This window comes from Sphingomonas zeae (genome assembly GCF_014197135.1).
Classification (GTDB): domain Bacteria; phylum Pseudomonadota; class Alphaproteobacteria; order Sphingomonadales; family Sphingomonadaceae; genus Sphingomonas; species Sphingomonas zeae.
In genome coordinates this window covers 151511-169148 of sequence record NZ_JACIFA010000008.1, presented here as the reverse complement: position 1 = coordinate 169148, position 17638 = coordinate 151511, and the positions used below count along the sequence as shown (strand labels likewise).

Here is a 17638-nt window from a genome sequence, read left to right as displayed (position 1 = left end):
CACGCACCTTGAATGCGCAGGTAACCGCCAAGCCGCCGCCCGCATGTCCCTTCATCTCAATCACAATGTCAAAGAGCCCGACAACAAATACCGGCGCATCTCCCGCCCCTAAACCTTTCGGCCTAGAAACTCAGCGCGCCAGCATCTCAATGCCAGTACCGCAGACCCCGAAGCCGCCGTAGCGGCCCGCTCCGTCGCGGTGAAACCCCTCTAGGCGGGCTCACCCCAAACCGTCAACACGAAAAGTGCCTTTTTTCTGCAAAATTTCGAAAATCCTTTTGGTTCAAGGTTTAAGCCCGTCTCAACGACCGGAAACCGGGGGAACCTTTGGCATCGTCGAGAATCCGGCCTAGGCGTGGCCGCAAGTAAGGCCTTCTTAGGGACGGCGTGCGAAGGAATGAGTGATACGAGCATGACGTCGCCCCGCATCACTGTCGCCCTGAGCGTGTATAACAATGCCCCCTATCTGGCGCAGGCGTTGGAGAGTATCCTTGCGCAGAGCTTTGGCGATTTCGAACTGGTGATCGTCGACGACGGATCGACCGACCTGTCCCCCGCCATTATCGACCGATATGCCGCCATCGATCCGCGCATTCGCGTGATCCACCAGTCGAATCAGGGGCTGGTGGCGAGTCTGAACCATATCATCGCCACGGCGCGCGGGGCCTATATCGCGCGGATGGATGGCGATGACATCGCCCTGCCCGAGCGCTTCGCCCGGCAGGTGGCGCTTCTGGATACGAACGCGGATCATGGCGTCGTCGGCACCCAGATCTGGACCATTGATGAACATGGTGAGCGGCGAGCCGACCGGACGGTCGATCATCCTTTATCGTCCGAGACGATCTCGGCTGCGCTACCGACGGGCTCTCCCCTCTGCCACCCTTCGGTCATGATGCGCCGCGACTTGCTGGAGGCGGTCGGGGGTTATCGGCCCGCCTATCGCCACAGCGAGGATTATGATCTGTGGTTGCGGCTGTCCGAGCGGACGCGGATGGCCAATCTGCCCCAGCGCCTGCACCTCTATCGCTATTCGACAACGCAGGTGTCGTACCGGCATGTGCTGACCCAGCGTTACGGCGTGGCTGTCGCGCGACTCGCCCATAGGGAGCGGGCGAGCGGGCGCCGCGATCCTTCGGACGAATGGACAAGCTTACCTCCGATCGAGATGCTCGATACTCTATTCGGGCGACCAGGCATCGCGCAGGAGGTGCGCGCCGAAGTGGTACGCGGCATATTACATGCCCCCGATGCGCTGGCCGGAGAGGGGCTGTCCTGGATCGCCGCGCATCTGGAGGACATGCGTCAGGAACGTCGCGAACCCATTCCCGGCCTGTGGCGCGCGGTGGCCCGGCTGGTCCGCAACAACCATGGCGCTGCCGCGATACGGCTTGCCGGTCTTCTGACCCATCATCGGATCCGACGATGAGCGGCTCGTCGGTTCGCGGCGCCGCGCTCTGGTCGATCGGGGGGCAATATATCGCCTTTGCGATCCAGTTCGTGGTCAGCGTGGTGATTTCGCGCTTCTTCCTGAGCCCATCCGAGATGGGGCTGTATTCGATCGCCCTGTCCGCCGCGATGCTGGTCTCCGCGCTCCAGGATTTCGGCATCCGGCGCTTCGTCGCGGGCGAGCGCGATCTGACCGAAGATCAGTTGCGGACATGCTTCTCGGTGTCGCTGATCTTTGCGCTGGGAATCGGCCTCATCATCCTGGCGCTCGCCTGGCCGGTAGCGCGCTTCTACGGCAATGTGCGGCTGACCCCGCTGCTCGCCATCATCGCCGCCTCCTATCTGATCGTGCCCTTCGGCATCGTGCCGGGCGCGATGCTGCAGCGGCGGATGGACTATTATTCCATCTTCCTGACCAGCGTGGGCGCGGCGGTGATCAATGCGGTGTTTTCGCTCGCGCTGGCCTGGGCCGGCTATTCGGCCTTCGCACTGGCCTGGGCCTCGGTCGCGCAACAGGCGGCGCGCGCGGTGATCGGCCAGTGGCGATCGGGCATCAGGCCGCCCTTCCCGCCCAGCCTGAAGGGGATTGGCCCGATCCTGCGCTTCGGGTCGAACAGCTCGCTTCTGTATATCAGCGACGCGATCAGCTCGCGCAGCCCCGAGCTGGTCATCGGGCGTATCCTGACCCTGACCGCGGTCGGTCTGTACAGCCGCGCCTCCAGCCTGGGCGCACAGTTGCAGATGCTGGTCAGCGGCGCGGTCGACGGCGTCTTCTATCCCGCCTTCGCCCGGCTACGCGATGCGGGCGCCGATCTGGCCGCGCCCTATCAGAGAGTCGTCGCGGCCTATAGCGGCGTGACCTGGCCCGCCATGACCTTTCTCGCCACCGCCGCGACGCCGATCGTGCTGATGCTCTATGGCCCGCGCTGGGCGGGGGTGGCGCCGCTGCTGACCTGGATCGCGCTGGGACAATTGTTCTTCGCCGCCGTGCCGCTGCATTTCGAGCTGCCCATCCTGCTCGGACACATCCGGCGGCTGATCGTCGTCAACGCGCTAGACACGATCGCCTCGATCGGGCTGCTGATCCTGGGCGCGACGGTCAGCCTGGAATGGGCGGCGATCTCGCGCATCGGCTATGGGATCGCGTGGTTCCTGCTCTATGCCGCATTGATGAAGCCGCTGACCGGCTTTGCATGGCGCGGAATGCTGATCATCTATGTTCAGAGCCTGCTCGCGACGCTGGCGACGATCGCGCCGCTGCTTGCTATCTATCGCTGGGTCGCGAGGCCCGAAGCGGTCGGCTTCACGCTGCTGAGCCTGAGCGCGGCGGCAGGTGGGCTGGCCTGGCTGGCGGTCGTCTATGCGGTGCGCCATCCGATCCGGCGGGAGATCGATGCGATCGCCGGGGGCATCCTGGCCAAGCTGACGGTCGGGCGGTTCCGTCGCGCGGGCTGACCCCGCCCCGCTTGCCGAGCGACGGCGCGGTGCGCATAGTCGGCGCCATGTCCCCTCCCCCACCCGGACTCGATGATCCCGAGCAGGCGGCCTTTGCCTGGGCGCGGTTCCGCACGTTGATGGCCTGGATGACGGTCGCCGCGGCCGTCGCGGTCGGCGGTTCGATGATCGCGCTGGCCGAGGTTTACGGCCCGCTCAACTGGGCAACGATGCTGGGCGTGATCGGCGGGATCGGCGGCATGGTGATGCTGACCGGCGCGCTGATGGGGTTGGTGTTCCTCAGCTCGGGGACCGGGCATGACGAGGATGTCGACCGGCGGCCATAAAAAACCGGCCCCCGCAAGTGTCGCGGAAGCCGGTCCTTTATCGATCGAAAGCGTGGGGGCCGATCAGCCTGCCGCAGCCTCCGGCTCCACCGGGGCTGCCGCGCGGACGCGACGACGACGGGGCTTCTCCTCGGCCACCGCTTCCGCCTCAGGCGCCGCGCTGAGCGCCGGGGGCAGACGGTCGGCGTCGAAGCCGGTCTGTTCGCCCGCGTCCTGCACTTCGGCGGGGCGCTCGCGACGCGGACGACCGCGACGACGGGGGGCTTCCTCTTCGGCCTGCGGCGCGGCGGCGACCTCGGTGGTCACGACCGGCTGCACGTCCTCGGCCGCGACGGGCGGCTGTTCGGCGCGCATTGGGCGACGATCCTCGCGCGGTTCGCGGCGCGGGCGATCGTCGCGATCGCGGCGGGGACGCTCGTCGCGCTGCTGGTTGTCGCGCGCATAGGTTTCGCGCGGCTGGCGCTCACGGCGCGGCTGCTCGACCTCGCCCTGCTGCTCGCCGGGACGGATGGGATCGCCCTCGTCGCCATAATCCTCGGCATCGTTGTCGAAGCCGTCGTCATATTGGTCGTCGCGCGGTTCCTCGCGCTGGCGGCGCTGATTCTGCTCCTCGAAGCGCGAGCGGGTTTCGCTCAGCACGCGGAAATAGTGATCGGCGAACTGCCAATAATATTCGGTGTTGACCCGGTCGCCCTGACGCTGCGCCTCGGCCGCCAGATTCTTGTACTTCTCGTACAGCTGGTTGGCGTTGCCGCGCGCGCGGTTGTCGATGCGATTGCCGTTGTCGGGACGGCCGGGATTGCCACCCGGACGCTGCCCACCATTATTGTTGCCGCCACGACCGCGACGGCGGCCGGCCTGCCGATTATTGATCAAGCTGTTCGTCCTTAGTCGTCAAACCAACAAGGTCCACTTTTCCCGGCACCGCGCGCGTGTCGCACGATGCGAAGCTCTCGCGCCCCGTAAGGCGCTTGCCACGGCCGCCGGACAGCAGCGACTGCATGACGAAGGATATGGGCATCGGTCCGAAATCAACGACCCCGAAGAAACGGTAAGAGTGCCGATGTTCGCGTGCCCCTGCCCCCGCTCTAGCGGGATAAGCCAGGGTCCTTCAAGTGAAATATGGGGCATGAGCGGCGAATGTTCAATGCGCGAGAAGCGCGCGGGGCCGTCCGCCCAGGTCGCGGTGCAGGGTGACGGTGAAATCCTGCATCGTCAGAAGCGTCGTCACCGCCTCCGCCTGTTCATGCCCGATCTCGACCACCGCCGCCCCGCCGGGCGCCAGCAGGCGGCGCAATTCGGGGGCGAGCAGGCGGTAATCGTCCAGCCCGTCCGGCCCGGCGAACAGCGCGGTTCCGGGTTCGTAATCGCGCACCTCGGGCGAGAGCGGCTCGGCCGTTCCGATATAGGGCGGGTTGGTGACGATGCAGTCGAACGGCCCCGTCAGCGCCGTCGCCCAGTCGCCGCGCACGAAATGCGCGCGGTCGGCCAACCCGCAGGCCGCGGCATTGGCGACGGCATAGCCCAGCGCCTCCGCCGAGCGGTCGACGCCCAGCCCCTTCGTCCCGCGCCACTCGTCGAGCAGCGCCAGCAACAGCGTGCCCGGCCCGGTGCCGAGGTCGAGCAGCGTGGCGGGCGGACGCCCCTTGAAGTGCCGGAGCGCCGCATCGATCAGCGTCTCGCTGTCCACGCGGGGCACCAGCGCACCGGGACCGACCATCAGGTCCAACGTCCAGAAGCCGCGCGTGCCGGTGATATAGGCGACCGGCTCTTGGCGCTCGCGGCGCTCGACCAGCGGCCAGAAGGCGTCGGGGACGGGCCGGGTCAGGTCGAGCAGCAGGGCGTTGCGCTCGATCCCCAGGGCGTGGGCCAGCAGCAGTTCGGCGTCGAACCGCGCGGTGGGGGAGAAGGCGAAACGCTCGGCAGCTTGTGCAAGTGCGGTGCGGGCGTCGGTCACGCCGCCGTCTCAACCCGGCGAATGCCGAAATTTGGCCAAAAGTGGTTCGCGCGGAGGCGCGGAGGCGCGGAGATGTCCCGCATGGGGCAATGCTTGGGCGTCACCAACCAAGCGAGATAGCGGACCTGCGGCGCAGCAGGCTGGACCGCTCCGCGTCTCCGCGTCTCCGCGCGAACCTCTTCGATCGCGTCGCGCACGCCCTCACCCATCGAGCGCGGCGAGCCGTTCGGCCTCATCCTCCGCCAGCAGCGCGCCGATCAGTTCGTCCAGTTCGCCCTCCAGAATCTCCGGCAGGCGGTGGAGGGTCAGGTTGATCCGGTGGTCGGTCACGCGCCCCTGTGGGAAATTATACGTCCGAATCCGCTCCGACCGGTCGCCAGAACCCACCATCGAGCGCCGCGTCCCCGCCCGTTCCGCCGCCAGACGCTCGCGCTCGGCCTCGTATAGCCGGGTCCGCAGCACCTTCATCGCCTTGGCGCGATTCTTGTGCTGCGAGCGCTCGTCCTGCTGGATTACGACCAGGCCGGTCGGGATATGAGTGATACGGATCGCCGAGTCGGTGGTGTTGACGTGCTGCCCGCCCGCGCCCGACGAACGATAGATGTCGATGCGCAGATCCTTGTCGTCGATCTGAAGGTCGACCTCCTCCGCTTCCGGCAGCACCGCGACGGTCGCCGCCGAGGTGTGGATGCGCCCGCCCGACTCGGTGACGGGGACGCGTTGAACCCGGTGAACGCCTGATTCGAACTTCAGCTTGGCGAAGACGCCCGCGCCCGCGACCGAGGCGACGACTTCCTTATAGCCCCCCGTGTCGGGGACCGAGGCGGAAATGACCTCCACCCGCCAGCCCTGCCGCTCGGCATAACGCTGGTACATGCGGAACAGGTCGCCCGCGAACAAAGCCGCCTCGTCGCCGCCCGTCCCGGCGCGGATTTCCAGCATCGCGGCGCGCTCGTCGGCGGCGTCGCGGGGCAGCAGCGCCAGCGCGAGGTGGCGATCCGCCTCGGCCAGCGCATTGCGGTTGGCGTGCAACTCCTCCGCCGCCAGCTCGCGCAGTTCGTCGTCGCCGTCCTGCGTCATATAGGTCAGGCTGTCGGCCTCCTGCCGCAACCGGCGCACCTCGGCGGCGGCGTTGGCGACCGGCTCCAGCTCGGCATATTCCTTCGACACCGCGACGAAGCGATCCGACGGCAGGTCGCCAGTCGCCATCATCGCCTGCAATTCGTCGCGTCGCGCCTCGATCTGCGCGATGCGCTCGGCGGAGATGGTCTTCATGCGCGCGCCAGCGCTCCCGCCAGTTCGGCCAGTGCAACCTGAGTCTGGGTGCCGTCGGCCAAGACCTTCACCGCCGCGACGCCCGCCGCCAGTTCGTCATCGCCCAGGATGATCGCATGGCGCGCGCCTTGCGCATCGGCCTTTTGCATCCGGCGCTTCATATTGCCCTTATAGGCCATGTCGACCGACAGCCCGGCGCGGCGCAGCTCGGCGACGAGGCCGGTCGCGCGCAACTCCGCCGCCGCGCCCATCGGCACCACGACCGCGTCGATGGTTTGCCTGGCCGGCTCATCCAGCAGCATCGCCAGCCGCTCGACCCCGGCCGCCCAGCCCACGCCCGCCGTGGCGGGACCGCCCAGCGACTCGATCAGCCCGTCATAACGGCCACCCGCCAGCACGGTCCCTTGCGAACCCAGCCGGTCGGTCACGAACTCGAACGCGGTGTGGCGATAATAATCGAGCCCCCGCACCAGCCGCGCATTGCGCGTCCAGGCGACGCCCGCCGCATCCAGCCCCGCCGTCACCGCCTCGAAAAAGGCGCGTGCCTCGGGTGTCAGATAGGCGTCGATATCGGGCGCGGCATCGGCGATCGGCCGGTCGCGCGGGTCTTTGGAGTCGAGGATGCGCAGCGGATTCTTCTCCAGCCGCACCAGACTGTCCTCGGACAGCTGGTCGCGGTGCGCCTCGAAATGCGCGACCAGCGCGTCGCGCCAGGCGTCACGCGTCTCGGCATCGCCCAGCGTGTTGAGCTGGAGCGTCACACCCTCGGCGATGCCCAGTTCGCTTAGCAACTGGTCGGCCATCACCAGCAACTCGACATCCGCCGCCGGTTCGGCCGCGCCCAGGATTTCGGCGTCGATCTGGTGAAACTGGCGATACCGCCCCTTTTGCGGGCGCTCATAGCGGAACACCGCGCCCGAGGTCGCGAGCTTCAAGGGCGCATATTGCTGCCACCCCTCGGTCAGATAGGCGCGCGCGATCCCGGCCGTGAATTCGGGGCGCAGGGTCAGCAGGTCGCCGCCGCGATCGGGGAAGGTGTACATCTCCTTCGACACGACATCGGTCGTCTCGCCGATCGAGCGGGCGAAGACCTGCGTATCCTCGAACACCGGCAGGTCGAGCCGCTGAAAGGCGTAGAGGCCGTGCACACGCTCGAACGTCCGCAGAACGTGCGCAAAGCGACGCTGCTCATCGCCGAAGATGTCCTGCGTGCCGCGCACGCGCTTGGGGGTTTCGATCCGTGCCATAGAGGTGGCGCTATCTAAGGTAGCGAAGCCCCTCGCGCTAGAGTGCGATCAATCGGTTCGGGACAGCCAGTCCGTCAACGGCAGTTCGTCGGTGGGGCGGGTCTCGGCGCACATGCTGTGCTGCATGATCTCCAGCGCCCAGCGACGATGCGCGTCGCTTTCGCTCGCAACGGTATCGCCGGGCACCCACAGGTCATATTCGCGCATATGCGCATCGGCGGCCGTGAACAGCACGCAGATGTCGGCCGCAACCCCGGTCAGGATCACGCGGGACACGCCCAATTGCGGCAGCAGCACCGGCAGGTTGGTCGCGTAAAAGCCCGAAAATTGCGGTTTCACGATAAAGTAATCGCTGTCGCGCGGCCGAAGTGCGGCGATCAGCGCACGGCCGGGACTATCTTCGCGGTCGCAATGGTCGACGATCGAGGAGCGTTCGGAATGCCAATGGCCGAAATTGTCATTGACGTAGATCACCGGCACCCCGGCCTCGTCCGCCGCAGCCCGCAACTTCACGATCCGCCGCGCCGCCGCCTCGGCCGGTTCACGCAAATCCTCCCCGCCCTCGAAGTCGAGGTCGTTGATCATATCGATGATGAGGAGGGCGGTGTGGTGGGGGGCAGGATCCATGGCCGAACATTGCCACATCCCAGGCAACAAGACCCTGACATATCATAATATCTTCATGCGCCACGACCCCGCTTTCTTTGTGGCAAGACCGCCTGGGATGACCGAAGGAGAGCCAAGGGTCGAAAATTATGCCCGGCAAAAGACAGAGATGGCCCGCGCCTTCTTCATCGATGGCTGGCGAGCCCGCAACGCTGATAGGGGAACGCTGCAACGCCTTTGATCTCCGGGTCACGCGCTTCGGAATCGGGGCAGCGAAAGGCGCTGATCCTTTTCCTGCTGTCCCTTTCGCCCATGGTGCCCGCCAAGGTCGTGATGGATTGGCGCGCCGGGGGCGTGCACCTGCCGGACTATATGATCCATTTGGCCAGCGCCTATGGATCGCGGCTTACCGCCCCATAGCCAGACCCGCCCCCGCGCGCGTACATCCCTATCCATGACCATCACCCGCTGGCAGCGCCTGCAAACTCGTATCGGCGACCGGATCGCGCCGCCGCGATTCCTGGCTTTCGGGCTGATCCTCGTCGCGGCGAGCGCGGTGCTGTGTCCGCGCTTTGGGATGACACGGGGGATATTGGCGGGGTTCGACCTGGCCGCCCTCCTCTTTCTCGCCTCGCTGGTGCCGCTCCTCAAACAGGGGCAGGCCGCGAAGATGCGGGCGCGCGCCGCGCGCAACGATGCCAATCGCGCCGTGTTGCTGGTGTTTTGCGGGATCGTGCTGTTCGTCGTCCTGGTCGCGGTGGGCGGCGAGTTGCGCGGGCGGAGCAGCATCGTCACCATCGCGCTGGTCGTCGGCACGCTGATCCTGGCCTGGCTGTTCTCCAACATTGTCTATGCGCTGCACTATGCGCATCTGTTCTACAGCGCAGGCGACAAGGGCGATGCGGGCGGCCTGCAATTCCCCGACACCGCCGAGCCGGATTATTGGGATTTCCTCTATTTCTCGGTGACGCTGGGCATGACGTTCCAGACGTCGGACGTGTCAATCGCCTCGCGCCGGGTGCGCCGCGTGGTCACCGGCCAGTGCCTGGCGGCGTTCATCTTCAACCTGGGTGTCATTGCCTTTACCGTCAATGTGTTGGGCGGGGGGTCGGGTTGAGGGCAACCCGAAAAGGCCTGGACGACTGGCCTATCGGGTGCCTAACCTGCCGCCATTTCCTCGTCGCCGCAAAAGGCCCTTCATGATCCGCCATTCGCTTCGTTCCGTGCTCGTCGCCTCGCTGCTCGCCTCCTCCGCTGCCGCCGTCGCCCAGGTCCCGCCGGGCAACTCCGCACCCGCCGCCCAGGCGCCCTTCGTCAACACCATCCCCGACGCGGTCGACACCTCCTATCCGGGCACGATCAAGCTGATCGTCGATGCCACCGATACCGATCGCGGCATCTTCCGCGTCAAGGAGACCATCCCCGTCGCCAAGGCGGGGCCGATGGCGCTGCTCTTCCCCAAATGGCTGCCCGGCGCGCACAATCCGCGCGGTGAGATCGAAAAGCTGGCGGGCCTGGTCATCAAGGCGAACGGCCGCGTCCTCCCCTGGACGCGCGACCCGGTCGATGTCTTCGCCTTCCACATCGACGTGCCGTCGGGCGCCCGGCAGCTCGACCTGGAGTTCCAGTTCCTGTCGGCGACCAAGCCCGACCAGGGCCGCATCGCGGTCACCCCGACGATGATCTCGCTGCAACCCAATTCGGTCAGCCTCTATCCGGCCGGTTACTATACCCGCCAGATCCCGATCCAGATGACCGCGATCTTCCCAACCGGCTGGACGGCGGCGGGCGCGGTCCCGGCCAAGGCGTCGGGTTCGACCTATACCTATGACACGACCAATTACGAGATCCTGGTCGATTCCCCGGTGCTGGCGGGCAAATATGGCAAGGTCTTTCCGCTCTCGCCCCAGGTGAAGCTGAACGTCTTCGCCGACAGCGCCGCCGAGCTGAACGCCAAGCCCGAACAGATTGCCGCGCACCAGCGGCTGGTCGACCAGGCGGTCAAGACCTTCGGCGCGCAGCATTACGACCATTACGAATTCCTGCTGTCGATCAGCGACCAGCTGGGCGGCATCGGTCTGGAGCATCACCGCTCGTCCGAAAACGGCGTGACGCCGGGCTATTTCACCGAATGGGATGCCGGGCCGGGCCGCCGCAACCTGCTGCCGCATGAATTCACCCATAGCTGGGACGGCAAGTTCCGGCGCGGCGCCGACCTGTGGACCCCCGATTTCCGCACGCCGATGCGCGACTCGCTGCTTTGGGTCTATGAAGGCCAGACGCAATTCTGGGGCTATGTGCTTCAGGCGCGTTCGGGCATGGTCTCGAAGCAGGATACGCTGGACCAATATGCCTCGATCCTCGCCATCTACGACACCGCGCCCGCGCGTCAGTGGCGCAATTTGGTCGACACCACCAACGACCCGATCATCTCCTCGCGCAAGCCCAAGGGCTGGACCAGCTGGCAGCGGTCGGAGGATTATTACAATGAAGGCCTGATGGTCTGGATGGAGGTCGACGCGATGCTCCGCCAGAAGTCGAACGGCGCCAAGTCGCTCGACGATTTCGCCAAGGCGTTTTTCGGCATCCGCAACGGCGACTGGGGCGAAGTGACCTACACCTTCGAGGATGTCGCCGACACGCTGAACAAGATCGTCCCCTATGACTGGGCCGGTTTCCTCCGTCAGCGTATCACCGAGACGGGCAAGCCCGCGCCGATCAACGGCTTTGCGATGAACGGCTACAAGCTGGTCTATACCGATACGCCGACCCCGACCTTCAAACAGGGTGAAAAGGGCAGCACCAACGTCACCTATTCGCTGGGCCTGTCGGTATCGAACAGCGGCGAAGTGACCAGTTCAATTTGGGACAGTCCCGCATTCAAGGCGGGCATCGATGTCGGCACGCAAATCCAGGCGGTGAACGGCGAAAGCTATTCGGGCGACCGGCTAAAGGCCGCGATCCTTGCTGCCAAGGACCCAGCCAAGCCGGTCAAGTTGGTGATAAAGAACCAGGATCGGTTCCGCGAGGTGACGATCGCCTATACCGGCGGCCCACGCTATCCGCGTCTGCAAAAGGTCGGCACCGGCGAGACCGGGCTGGACCGTCTGTTGACGGCGCGCTGAGCCCGAACCAACCGACATCTATCGACACGCCATGGCGGGTTGCGCTATCGCGCCCGCCATTGTTTTTACACCGGAACTCATCCGGTATTGGCAAGAAAGACCGATTCGATGCGCATCGACCTTATCCCCGTCGGCAAGAGCCCGCCCGATGACATCAATGTCGTGATCGAGGTCCCGACCGGCGGCGAGCCCGTGAAGTATGAGTTCGACAAGGCGTCCGGCGCGCTGTTCGTCGACCGCATCCTGCACACCCCGATGCGCTATCCGGCGAATTACGGCTTCGTGCCGCACACGCTGAGCCCCGACGGCGACCCCCTCGACGCGCTGGTCGTGTCGCGCACCCCGTTCATCCCGGGCTGCGTCGTCCGCGCGCGTCCGATCGCCGTGCTGAACCTGGAAGACGAAGCCGGTGGCGACGAAAAGCTGGTCTGCGTGCCGGTCGACTCGACCTTCCCTTATTACTCGAATGTCGGCGGTCGCGACGACCTGCCCGAGATCGTGTTCCAGCAGATCGAGCACTTCTTCACCCATTACAAGGATCTGGAGAAGAAGAAGTGGGTGCGTATCGGCACCTGGGGCGACCGTGACGAAGCCCGTCGCATCGTCGTCGAGGCGATCGAGCGCTACGAGGACGCCAAGGCCAAGGGCGAAGAGCCGCACGACCACGACGTCCCCGGCCGCGCCTGATTTCAGGTTGAAGGTTTGAAGGAACGCCTCGGTGCTAACCAAGCACCGGGGCGTTTTTTCTGCTCTTCTTTCTCCCCTCCCGCAGGCGGGAGGGGTTGGGGGAGGGCCATCCCGGAGCTTGGGGAGAGGACATCCCCTGGCCTTCGACTTCACTCAGGCTGAACGGAGCGGGGGATCTGCGGCGGCTAAGAAGATGGGTTCGCGCGGAGGCGCGGAGAACGCGGAGGTGGCTCGCCTGACGCAGACCACATTTCTCAACAATCAGCCGATGATGAATGAGGCACGCCTCAAGGTTCAACACCTCCGCGTCCTCCGCGCCTCCGCGCGAACCCTGCAACTACCGCCCCGCAAGCGTCTCCAAAGCCTCACCCGAAACCCGCTGCACCGTCCACTCCTCCATCGCCTGCGCCCCCATCGCGCGGTAGAATTCCACCGCAGGGGTATTCCAGTCCAGCACCGACCATTCGAACCGCGCCCAGCCCCGATCGCGCGCGATCCCCGCCAGATGGATCAACAGCGCCTTGCCCACCCCGGCCCCGCGCGCCGACGGCGTGACGTACAAATCCTCCAGATACAGCCCGCGCCGCCCGGTCCAGGTCGAGAAATTGGCGAAGAACAGCGCAAAGCCGACCGGCACGCCATCGCGCTCGGCGATCACCGCTTCGGCCGCCGGAGGCACGCCGAACAGCGCCTCGGCCAGCATCGGCTCGGTCGCGACGACCGCGTCGGGCTCGCGCTCGAATGCCGCCAGTTCGCGGACGAAGTCCAGGATGGTAGCGGTATCGGCCGGTTCGGCCGCGCGGAGGGTAATGCTCACAATCCTGCCTCGCTCTGTGGTCCAGGCGCTACCGGCCGTCGCACGGCCACCACGCAGCCCGCGATAATCAACGCCGCCCCCGCGAGCGTGAACAGCGAGACATGCTCGCCGAACACCGCATAGCCCAGGCACGCCGCCCAGACGAAGGCGGTATATTCGACCGGCGCCAGCATCTGCGCCTCGGCCCGCGCATAGGCCCAGGCGAGCAGCAGCGCCGACAGGCTACCCAGCGCGGCGGCGATCACGATGGCGGGCCATTGATAGGTGGCGGGCCAGCCCGAGACGAAGGGCGCGGCGGGCGTCATCAGCACCGCGATGACCAGCATGGTGAACAACGCCACTTCGGCCGGACCTGCGGCCTGCGCCTGCCGCCGCAGCAGCACCAGGCTGACCGCATAGAGGACCGAGGCGATCAGGATCGCGATCGAGCCCAGCACGACGTCGGTCGAGGCCTGGGCCTGCACTTCGCCGCCCGCGATCACCAGCACGCCGATTCCGGCGATCAGGGACCCCAGGATCGCGGCACGCCGCACCGTCTCGCCCAGCATGAACGCGGCGAGGAACAGCGCCATCAAGGGCGAGAGAAAGGTCAGCGCGATGCTCTGCGCCATCGGCACCCGCGCCAGCCCCCAGAAGAACAGCAGCACCGAGGCGCCCCCGGTCGCCCCTCGCGCGATGTGCAGGATCAACACGTCGCGCCCCGGCCAGCGTCCGCCTCTGGCCAGGAACAAAGTGCCGGTGATCGCCACCCCGACCCAGGACCGCCACAGCACCGCGCTATACGCGCCACTGTCGATCGACAGCCGCTTCATCAGCGTGTCCATCACCGAATAGATCGCAATGCCCAGCGCGGCGGCGCCAAAGGCGATGACAGGGGACGTGCGCGCGCTCATGCCGCGGCGATACCGGGGTAAGGTGCCAATGTCATGGCTGGGATTAAACCCCACCCCGCATCCGTTGCCCCTTGGGAACAGGACACCAAGGGACAAAGGGTATGAAGACGCGGATCGCCGCAACGGGTCTGGCCATGCTGGTGGCAGCGCCCGCGAGCGCACAGGTCACGGCCTCGGTCGGCGCGGACTATGCCTCGGGCAAATACGGCACCGGTCAGCGGGTCAGCAGTGCCAGCTCTACCGCTTCCCTCCGCGCCAAGCGCAAGCGGGTGACGGTCTTCGCCGCGCTGCCGGTGGTACGGGTCGACGCGCCGGGTAATGTCATCGCGCCGGGCGGGCCGCTGGGCCTGCCGATCTTTACCGATCCCACCCGCCCCGCGACGCGCGAAAGGCGCTCGGGGCTGGGCGATGCGGTGGTCGGCGCCTCGGTGCAGGTGATCCCGCCGCGTCGCCATCACCTCGCCCTCGCGCTGACCGGCAGCGCCAAACTGCCGACCGCCTCGGCCGCGCGCGGGCTGGGGACCGGCAAGGCGGATTACTCGGTCGTCGCGGAAGCGGCGGTACCGGGCAAGATCACGCCTTTCGCGGCGGTGGGCCACAGCTTTGTCGGCCAGCCGGACGGCTATCGCTTGCGCGACGTGACCAGCGCGCGCGGCGGTGTCGCGGTCGGAATCGGCAAGGCGAGCGAGGTCAGCGTCTCGTATAATTACGCGTCGCGGGTCAGCGATCAGGTCGCCGACCGGCAGGAGATCGGCGCGGGGCTGGACACCGCTTTGTCGCAGCGCCTGTCGCTGGGTGTGCAAGGCAGCGCCGGGGTCAGCAAGGGCGCACCCGATGTTGGCGCAGGGGTGCGGCTGGGGTTGCGGTTGTAATGATCCTCCCCGGTACGGGGAGGGGGACCGCCGCAAAGCGGTGGTGGAGGGGGCGTGCCGCAAAGGACGTCCTGTGCGGCACGCCCCCTCCGTCAGGACTGCGCCCTGCCACCTCCCCGTACCGGGGAGGATTTAGGGATGCGCCAGCATCTGGCGATACCAGGGCAGGATATGCTCGCGGAGGAGCGGCGCCAGCGTCAGGGTTTCCGCCGTTCCGGCATCGATCCAGATCGCTTCCTCGATTTCCGCCGCCGGAACTGGCGCGTGGGTGCTGCACAGATGGAAGACCGTGGCGTCGATCCGGTGCCCCGGCTCATTGGCCGCCACCGCCGAAAAGCAACCGATCGGCCCCAGGTCATCGACGCCCACGCGCAGTCCGATTTCCTCGTCCAATTCGCGGATCAGCGCGGCGGCGGGGTCTTCGCCCGGCTCGATCTTGCCGCCCGCCTGCATGAAGCAGGACGTGCCCGCCTTGCGCACCAGCAGCAATCGCCCCGCGCCGTCCTCGATCAGTGCGGCGGCGATGCGGATGATGGGGGACGTCACTCCGCCGCGATCGCGGCCTTCGCCACGTCGGCGGCTTCCAGCTCGGCGGCCTTGGCCTCGACCAGCTTGACGATATGCTCGACCATATCGGCATCCTCGACCGTGTGGTCGGTCAGGCCCGACAGATAGACCATGTGCTTGCCGTTGCCGCCGCCGGTCACGCCGATATCGGTCTCGCGCGCTTCGCCGGGACCGTTGACGACGCAGCCCAGCACCGACAGCGACATGGGCGTGCGGATATGCTGGAGCCGTTCCTCCAGCACTTGCACGGTGCGGATCACGTCGAAGCCCTGCCGCGCGCAGGATGGGCAGGACACGACACGCACGCCACGATTGCGGATGCCCAGCGCCTTCAGAATCTCGAAGCCGACGCGCACCTCTTCCTCCGGCTCGGCGGAGAGCGAGACGCGGATCGTGTCGCCGATCCCGAACCAGAGGAGCGAGCCGATGCCGATCGAGGACTTGACCGTGCCGCCGATCAGCCCGCCCGCCTCGGTGATGCCCAGATGCAGCGGGCAGTCGGTCGCCTCGGCCAGCCCCTGATAGGCGGCGACCGCCAGAAAGACGTCCGACGCCTTCACCGCGACCTTATATTCGTGGAAATCGTGATCCTGCAGCAGCTTGATATGGTCGAGCGCCGATTCGACCAGCGCCTCGGGACAGGGCTCGCCATATTTTTCGAGCAGGTCCTTTTCGAGGCTACCGGCGTTCACGCCGATGCGGATGGCGCAGCCATTGGCCTTGGCGGCGCGGACGACTTCGGCGACGCGCTCGGACGATCCGATATTGCCCGGATTGATGCGCAGGCACGCCGCGCCCGCATCGGCCGCTTCCAACGCGCGCTTATAATGAAAATGGATGTCCGCGACGATGGGAACCCGCGCCGCCTTGGTGATCTTGGCCAGCGCGGCGGTCGAATCGGTGTCGGGGCAGGAGACGCGGATGATGTCCGCCCCCGCCTCTTCGCAGCGCCGGATCTGGTTGATCGTGGCGACCGGATCGCTGGTCGGCGTGTTGGTCATGGTCTGCACAGTGACGGGGGCGTCGCCCCCCACGGGCACGTTGCCCACCATGATCTGACGGCTTTGGCGGCGGACGATATCTCGCCAGGGACGAATGGACATGGACCCCTATATACGCGCGCGGCGTTGCGGTTCAAAGTCAGTGCTGTACCAGACCTCCAGAATGACCGCTGCCGCCTCCATCCCCCGCCATTACGGCCTAGACTGGTTGCGGATCGGCGCCTTCGCCATCCTGATCCTGTACCATATCGGCATGGTCTTCGTGCCCTGGGGCTTTCATGTGCAGCTGGCGAGCCGGCCCTGGGTCGCGATCCCGATGCTGGCGAGCAATCCTTGGCGGTTGATGCTGATCTTCGTCGTGTCGGGTTATGCCACCCGCGCGCTGGCGGCGCGGCATCCCACGATCTTGGGCTTCGCGCGCGGGCGCAGCATCCGGTTGCTGGTGCCGCTGGCTTTCGGTGTCTGCGTGCTGGTGCCGCCCCAGATCTGGGCCGAGCTGGCGAGCAAATATGGCTATGCCGGGTCCTATTGGACCTTCTGGACGCGCGACTGGCTGAGTTTTCGCGCGGTCGGTGGTGTGGTGCCGACGCCCGCCTGGAACCATCTGTGGTTCGTCGGCTATCTCTGGGTCTATACCATGGCGGTGGCGGCAATGCTGGCGGTCGGCCACCGCTTTGCCGGGGCAGCGCAAGCGTTGTTCGACCGGGTGCTCGGCGGCTGGGGCGGCGCGGTGCTGCCCGTCATCTGGCTGCTGCTGGTCGATATCCGCTTCTTTCCCGGCCAGTCGGAGACGCATGGGCTGCTCGACGACTGGCTGGCGCATGCGATCTATTTCCCCGCGCTGCTGTTCGGCTTCGGCATGGCGGGGTCGGAGCGCGTACTCGACAGCTTCCGTCGGGGCTGGCCGGTCGCCGCCGCCATCGCGCTGGCAAGCTATGTCATCGCGGGCGGGCTGGAATGGCGCTGGCCGGGGCTGGCGGGCGCGCCGCAGGGGCTGGGCATCCTCTTTGCGGGCGCGCGCGCGGTGCAGGGATGGATGGCGGTGGTCGCCCTGATCGGGGTGGCAGAACGTTTCTGGAATCGCGATCACCCATGGCGGCGGACACTGACCGAGGCGGTCTTTCCCTTCTATCTGATCCACCAGACGATCATCATCCTGGTCGCCTTCGGCTTGCGCGGGCTGGGGCTGCCGCTGTGGATCGACACGATCATCCTGATGGCGGCGACGGTGGCGGGATGCGGGGCCTTCTATCTTATCGGACGGGAAGTGCGCTGGCTCCGTCCCCTGATCGGTCTCCGGCCAAAATCTGCTGATCGGCCTTCGGTCTTGAGGGATGGCAGAAAAGCCACGATCTGATAGG

The 17638-nt window shown here is 66.5% G+C and carries 18 protein-coding genes; 9 read left to right on the top strand and 9 right to left on the bottom strand.

Annotated features, from left to right (window positions below):
• The first annotated feature begins 412 nt into the window (after window positions 1-412).
• From GGR45_RS13320 to GGR45_RS13310, 3 genes are read left to right on the top strand one after another with little or no spacing between them, the layout of a single operon-like run.
• Window positions 413-1429 carry a glycosyltransferase family 2 protein gene (locus tag GGR45_RS13320; RefSeq protein ID WP_175311241.1) on the top strand — a complete coding sequence of 339 codons (1017 nt, stop codon included), beginning with the start codon at window positions 413-415 and terminating at the stop codon, window positions 1427-1429.
• Window positions 1426-2904, top strand: coding sequence for an oligosaccharide flippase family protein (locus GGR45_RS13315; protein WP_175311240.1), 1479 nt, complete (start codon window positions 1426-1428; stop codon window positions 2902-2904). Before GGR45_RS13320 ends, GGR45_RS13315 begins: the two co-directional genes overlap by 4 nt.
• 47 nt (window positions 2905-2951) lie before the next feature.
• Window positions 2952-3230 carry a hypothetical protein gene (locus GGR45_RS13310; RefSeq protein WP_175311239.1) on the top strand — a complete coding sequence of 93 codons (279 nt, stop codon included), beginning with the start codon at window positions 2952-2954 and terminating at the stop codon, window positions 3228-3230.
• Between the two features lie 63 nt (window positions 3231-3293).
• On the opposite strand, the gene GGR45_RS13305 is transcribed toward GGR45_RS13310, so the two are convergent.
• The 5 genes from GGR45_RS13305 to GGR45_RS13280 form a co-directional block, all read right to left on the bottom strand.
• Window positions 3294-4106 carry a DUF4167 domain-containing protein gene (locus GGR45_RS13305; protein ID WP_175311238.1) on the bottom strand — a complete coding sequence of 271 codons (813 nt, stop codon included), beginning with the start codon at window positions 4104-4106 and terminating at the stop codon, window positions 3294-3296.
• Window positions 4107-4374: 268 nt separating this feature from the next.
• Window positions 4375-5187, bottom strand: coding sequence for a peptide chain release factor N(5)-glutamine methyltransferase (gene prmC / locus GGR45_RS13295; protein ID WP_175311237.1), 813 nt, complete (start codon window positions 5185-5187; stop codon window positions 4375-4377).
• A gap of 201 nt (window positions 5188-5388) precedes the next feature.
• On the bottom strand, window positions 5389-6462 hold the full coding sequence (gene prfA / locus GGR45_RS13290) for a peptide chain release factor 1 (protein ID WP_175311236.1): 1074 nt from the start codon (window positions 6460-6462) through the stop codon (window positions 5389-5391).
• Window positions 6459-7709 carry a histidine--tRNA ligase gene (hisS, locus tag GGR45_RS13285; protein ID WP_175311235.1) on the bottom strand — a complete coding sequence of 417 codons (1251 nt, stop codon included), beginning with the start codon at window positions 7707-7709 and terminating at the stop codon, window positions 6459-6461. Before hisS ends, prfA begins: the two co-directional genes overlap by 4 nt.
• A 48-nt stretch (window positions 7710-7757) precedes the next feature.
• A complete protein-coding gene (locus GGR45_RS13280; RefSeq protein ID WP_246358217.1) occupies window positions 7758-8336 on the bottom strand; it encodes a cysteine hydrolase family protein in 579 nt (192 codons plus the stop codon).
• On the opposite strand from GGR45_RS13280, the gene GGR45_RS13275 reads away from it, so the two are divergent.
• The 4 genes from GGR45_RS13275 to ppa all read left to right on the top strand — a co-directional run bounded on the left by GGR45_RS13275 (window position 8335) and on the right by ppa (window position 12127).
• Complete coding sequence (locus GGR45_RS13275; RefSeq protein WP_175311104.1) at window positions 8335-8556, top strand: hypothetical protein; 222 nt, start codon at window positions 8335-8337, stop codon at window positions 8554-8556. The genes GGR45_RS13280 and GGR45_RS13275 overlap by 2 nt on opposite strands.
• A gap of 213 nt (window positions 8557-8769) precedes the next feature.
• Window positions 8770-9432: a DUF1345 domain-containing protein gene (locus tag GGR45_RS13270; protein ID WP_175311234.1), complete on the top strand. Its 663-nt coding sequence runs from the start codon at window positions 8770-8772 to the stop codon at window positions 9430-9432.
• An 82-nt stretch (window positions 9433-9514) separates the two neighbouring features.
• Window positions 9515-11440, top strand: coding sequence for a M61 family metallopeptidase (locus tag GGR45_RS13265; protein ID WP_175311233.1), 1926 nt, complete (start codon window positions 9515-9517; stop codon window positions 11438-11440).
• A gap of 108 nt (window positions 11441-11548) precedes the next feature.
• The gene (gene ppa, locus GGR45_RS13260; RefSeq protein WP_175311232.1) at window positions 11549-12127 is read left to right on the top strand and encodes an inorganic diphosphatase; all 579 of its coding nucleotides are present in this window, start codon (window positions 11549-11551) and stop codon (window positions 12125-12127) included.
• 337 nt (window positions 12128-12464) lie between these two features.
• On the opposite strand, the gene GGR45_RS13255 is transcribed toward ppa, so the two are convergent.
• Both GGR45_RS13255 and GGR45_RS13250 read right to left on the bottom strand, forming a co-directional pair.
• On the bottom strand, window positions 12465-12944 hold the full coding sequence (locus GGR45_RS13255; RefSeq protein ID WP_285139045.1) for a GNAT family N-acetyltransferase: 480 nt from the start codon (window positions 12942-12944) through the stop codon (window positions 12465-12467).
• Window positions 12941-13837: a DMT family transporter gene (locus GGR45_RS13250; protein ID WP_175311231.1), complete on the bottom strand. Its 897-nt coding sequence runs from the start codon at window positions 13835-13837 to the stop codon at window positions 12941-12943. The genes GGR45_RS13255 and GGR45_RS13250 overlap by 4 nt, the downstream gene beginning before the upstream one ends.
• A gap of 101 nt (window positions 13838-13938) precedes the next feature.
• Between GGR45_RS13250 and GGR45_RS13245 the strand changes: the two genes are divergently transcribed.
• Window positions 13939-14709, top strand: a complete 771-nt coding sequence (locus tag GGR45_RS13245; protein WP_175311230.1) for a transporter — start codon at window positions 13939-13941, stop codon at window positions 14707-14709.
• Between the two features lie 132 nt (window positions 14710-14841).
• Here the strand turns inward: GGR45_RS13245 and GGR45_RS13240 are convergent, their stop codons facing one another.
• Together GGR45_RS13240 and ispG are read right to left on the bottom strand one after the other, a co-directional pair.
• Window positions 14842-15255: an NUDIX domain-containing protein gene (locus tag GGR45_RS13240; protein ID WP_175311229.1), complete on the bottom strand. Its 414-nt coding sequence runs from the start codon at window positions 15253-15255 to the stop codon at window positions 14842-14844.
• Entirely contained in the window at window positions 15252-16379 is a 1128-nt protein-coding gene (ispG, locus tag GGR45_RS13235) for a flavodoxin-dependent (E)-4-hydroxy-3-methylbut-2-enyl-diphosphate synthase (RefSeq protein WP_175311228.1), read from the bottom strand. Before ispG ends, GGR45_RS13240 begins: the two co-directional genes overlap by 4 nt.
• Window positions 16380-16440: 61 nt before the next feature.
• Here ispG and GGR45_RS13230 point away from each other — a divergent pair, with 61 nt between their 5' ends.
• On the top strand, window positions 16441-17634 hold the full coding sequence (locus tag GGR45_RS13230) for an acyltransferase family protein (protein WP_175311227.1): 1194 nt from the start codon (window positions 16441-16443) through the stop codon (window positions 17632-17634).
• The last annotated feature ends 4 nt before the right edge of the window (window positions 17635-17638 follow it).

What these genes read in the sequence shown, in the direction of transcription:
- GGR45_RS13275 (WP_175311104.1), top strand. Translation starts at nt 8,335, where the DNA reads ATGGCCGAACATTGCCACATCCCAGGCAACAAGACCCTGACATATCAT.
- GGR45_RS13245 (WP_175311230.1), top strand. Translation starts at nt 13,939, where the DNA reads ATGAAGACGCGGATCGCCGCAACGGGTCTGGCCATGCTGGTGGCAGCG.
- GGR45_RS13310 (WP_175311239.1), top strand. Translation starts at nt 2,952, where the DNA reads ATGTCCCCTCCCCCACCCGGACTCGATGATCCCGAGCAGGCGGCCTTT.
- GGR45_RS13270 (WP_175311234.1), top strand. Translation starts at nt 8,770, where the DNA reads ATGACCATCACCCGCTGGCAGCGCCTGCAAACTCGTATCGGCGACCGG.
- hisS (WP_175311235.1), bottom strand. Translation starts at nt 7,709, where the DNA reads ATGGCACGGATCGAAACCCCCAAGCGCGTGCGCGGCACGCAGGACATC.
- GGR45_RS13280 (WP_246358217.1), bottom strand. Translation starts at nt 8,336, where the DNA reads ATGGATCCTGCCCCCCACCACACCGCCCTCCTCATCATCGATATGATC.
- GGR45_RS13315 (WP_175311240.1), top strand. Translation starts at nt 1,426, where the DNA reads ATGAGCGGCTCGTCGGTTCGCGGCGCCGCGCTCTGGTCGATCGGGGGG.
- ppa (WP_175311232.1), top strand. Translation starts at nt 11,549, where the DNA reads ATGCGCATCGACCTTATCCCCGTCGGCAAGAGCCCGCCCGATGACATC.
- GGR45_RS13250 (WP_175311231.1), bottom strand. Translation starts at nt 13,837, where the DNA reads ATGAGCGCGCGCACGTCCCCTGTCATCGCCTTTGGCGCCGCCGCGCTG.
- GGR45_RS13265 (WP_175311233.1), top strand. Translation starts at nt 9,515, where the DNA reads ATGATCCGCCATTCGCTTCGTTCCGTGCTCGTCGCCTCGCTGCTCGCC.
- GGR45_RS13320 (WP_175311241.1), top strand. Translation starts at nt 413, where the DNA reads ATGACGTCGCCCCGCATCACTGTCGCCCTGAGCGTGTATAACAATGCC.
- GGR45_RS13230 (WP_175311227.1), top strand. Translation starts at nt 16,441, where the DNA reads ATGACCGCTGCCGCCTCCATCCCCCGCCATTACGGCCTAGACTGGTTG.
- ispG (WP_175311228.1), bottom strand. Translation starts at nt 16,379, where the DNA reads ATGTCCATTCGTCCCTGGCGAGATATCGTCCGCCGCCAAAGCCGTCAG.
- prfA (WP_175311236.1), bottom strand. Translation starts at nt 6,462, where the DNA reads ATGAAGACCATCTCCGCCGAGCGCATCGCGCAGATCGAGGCGCGACGC.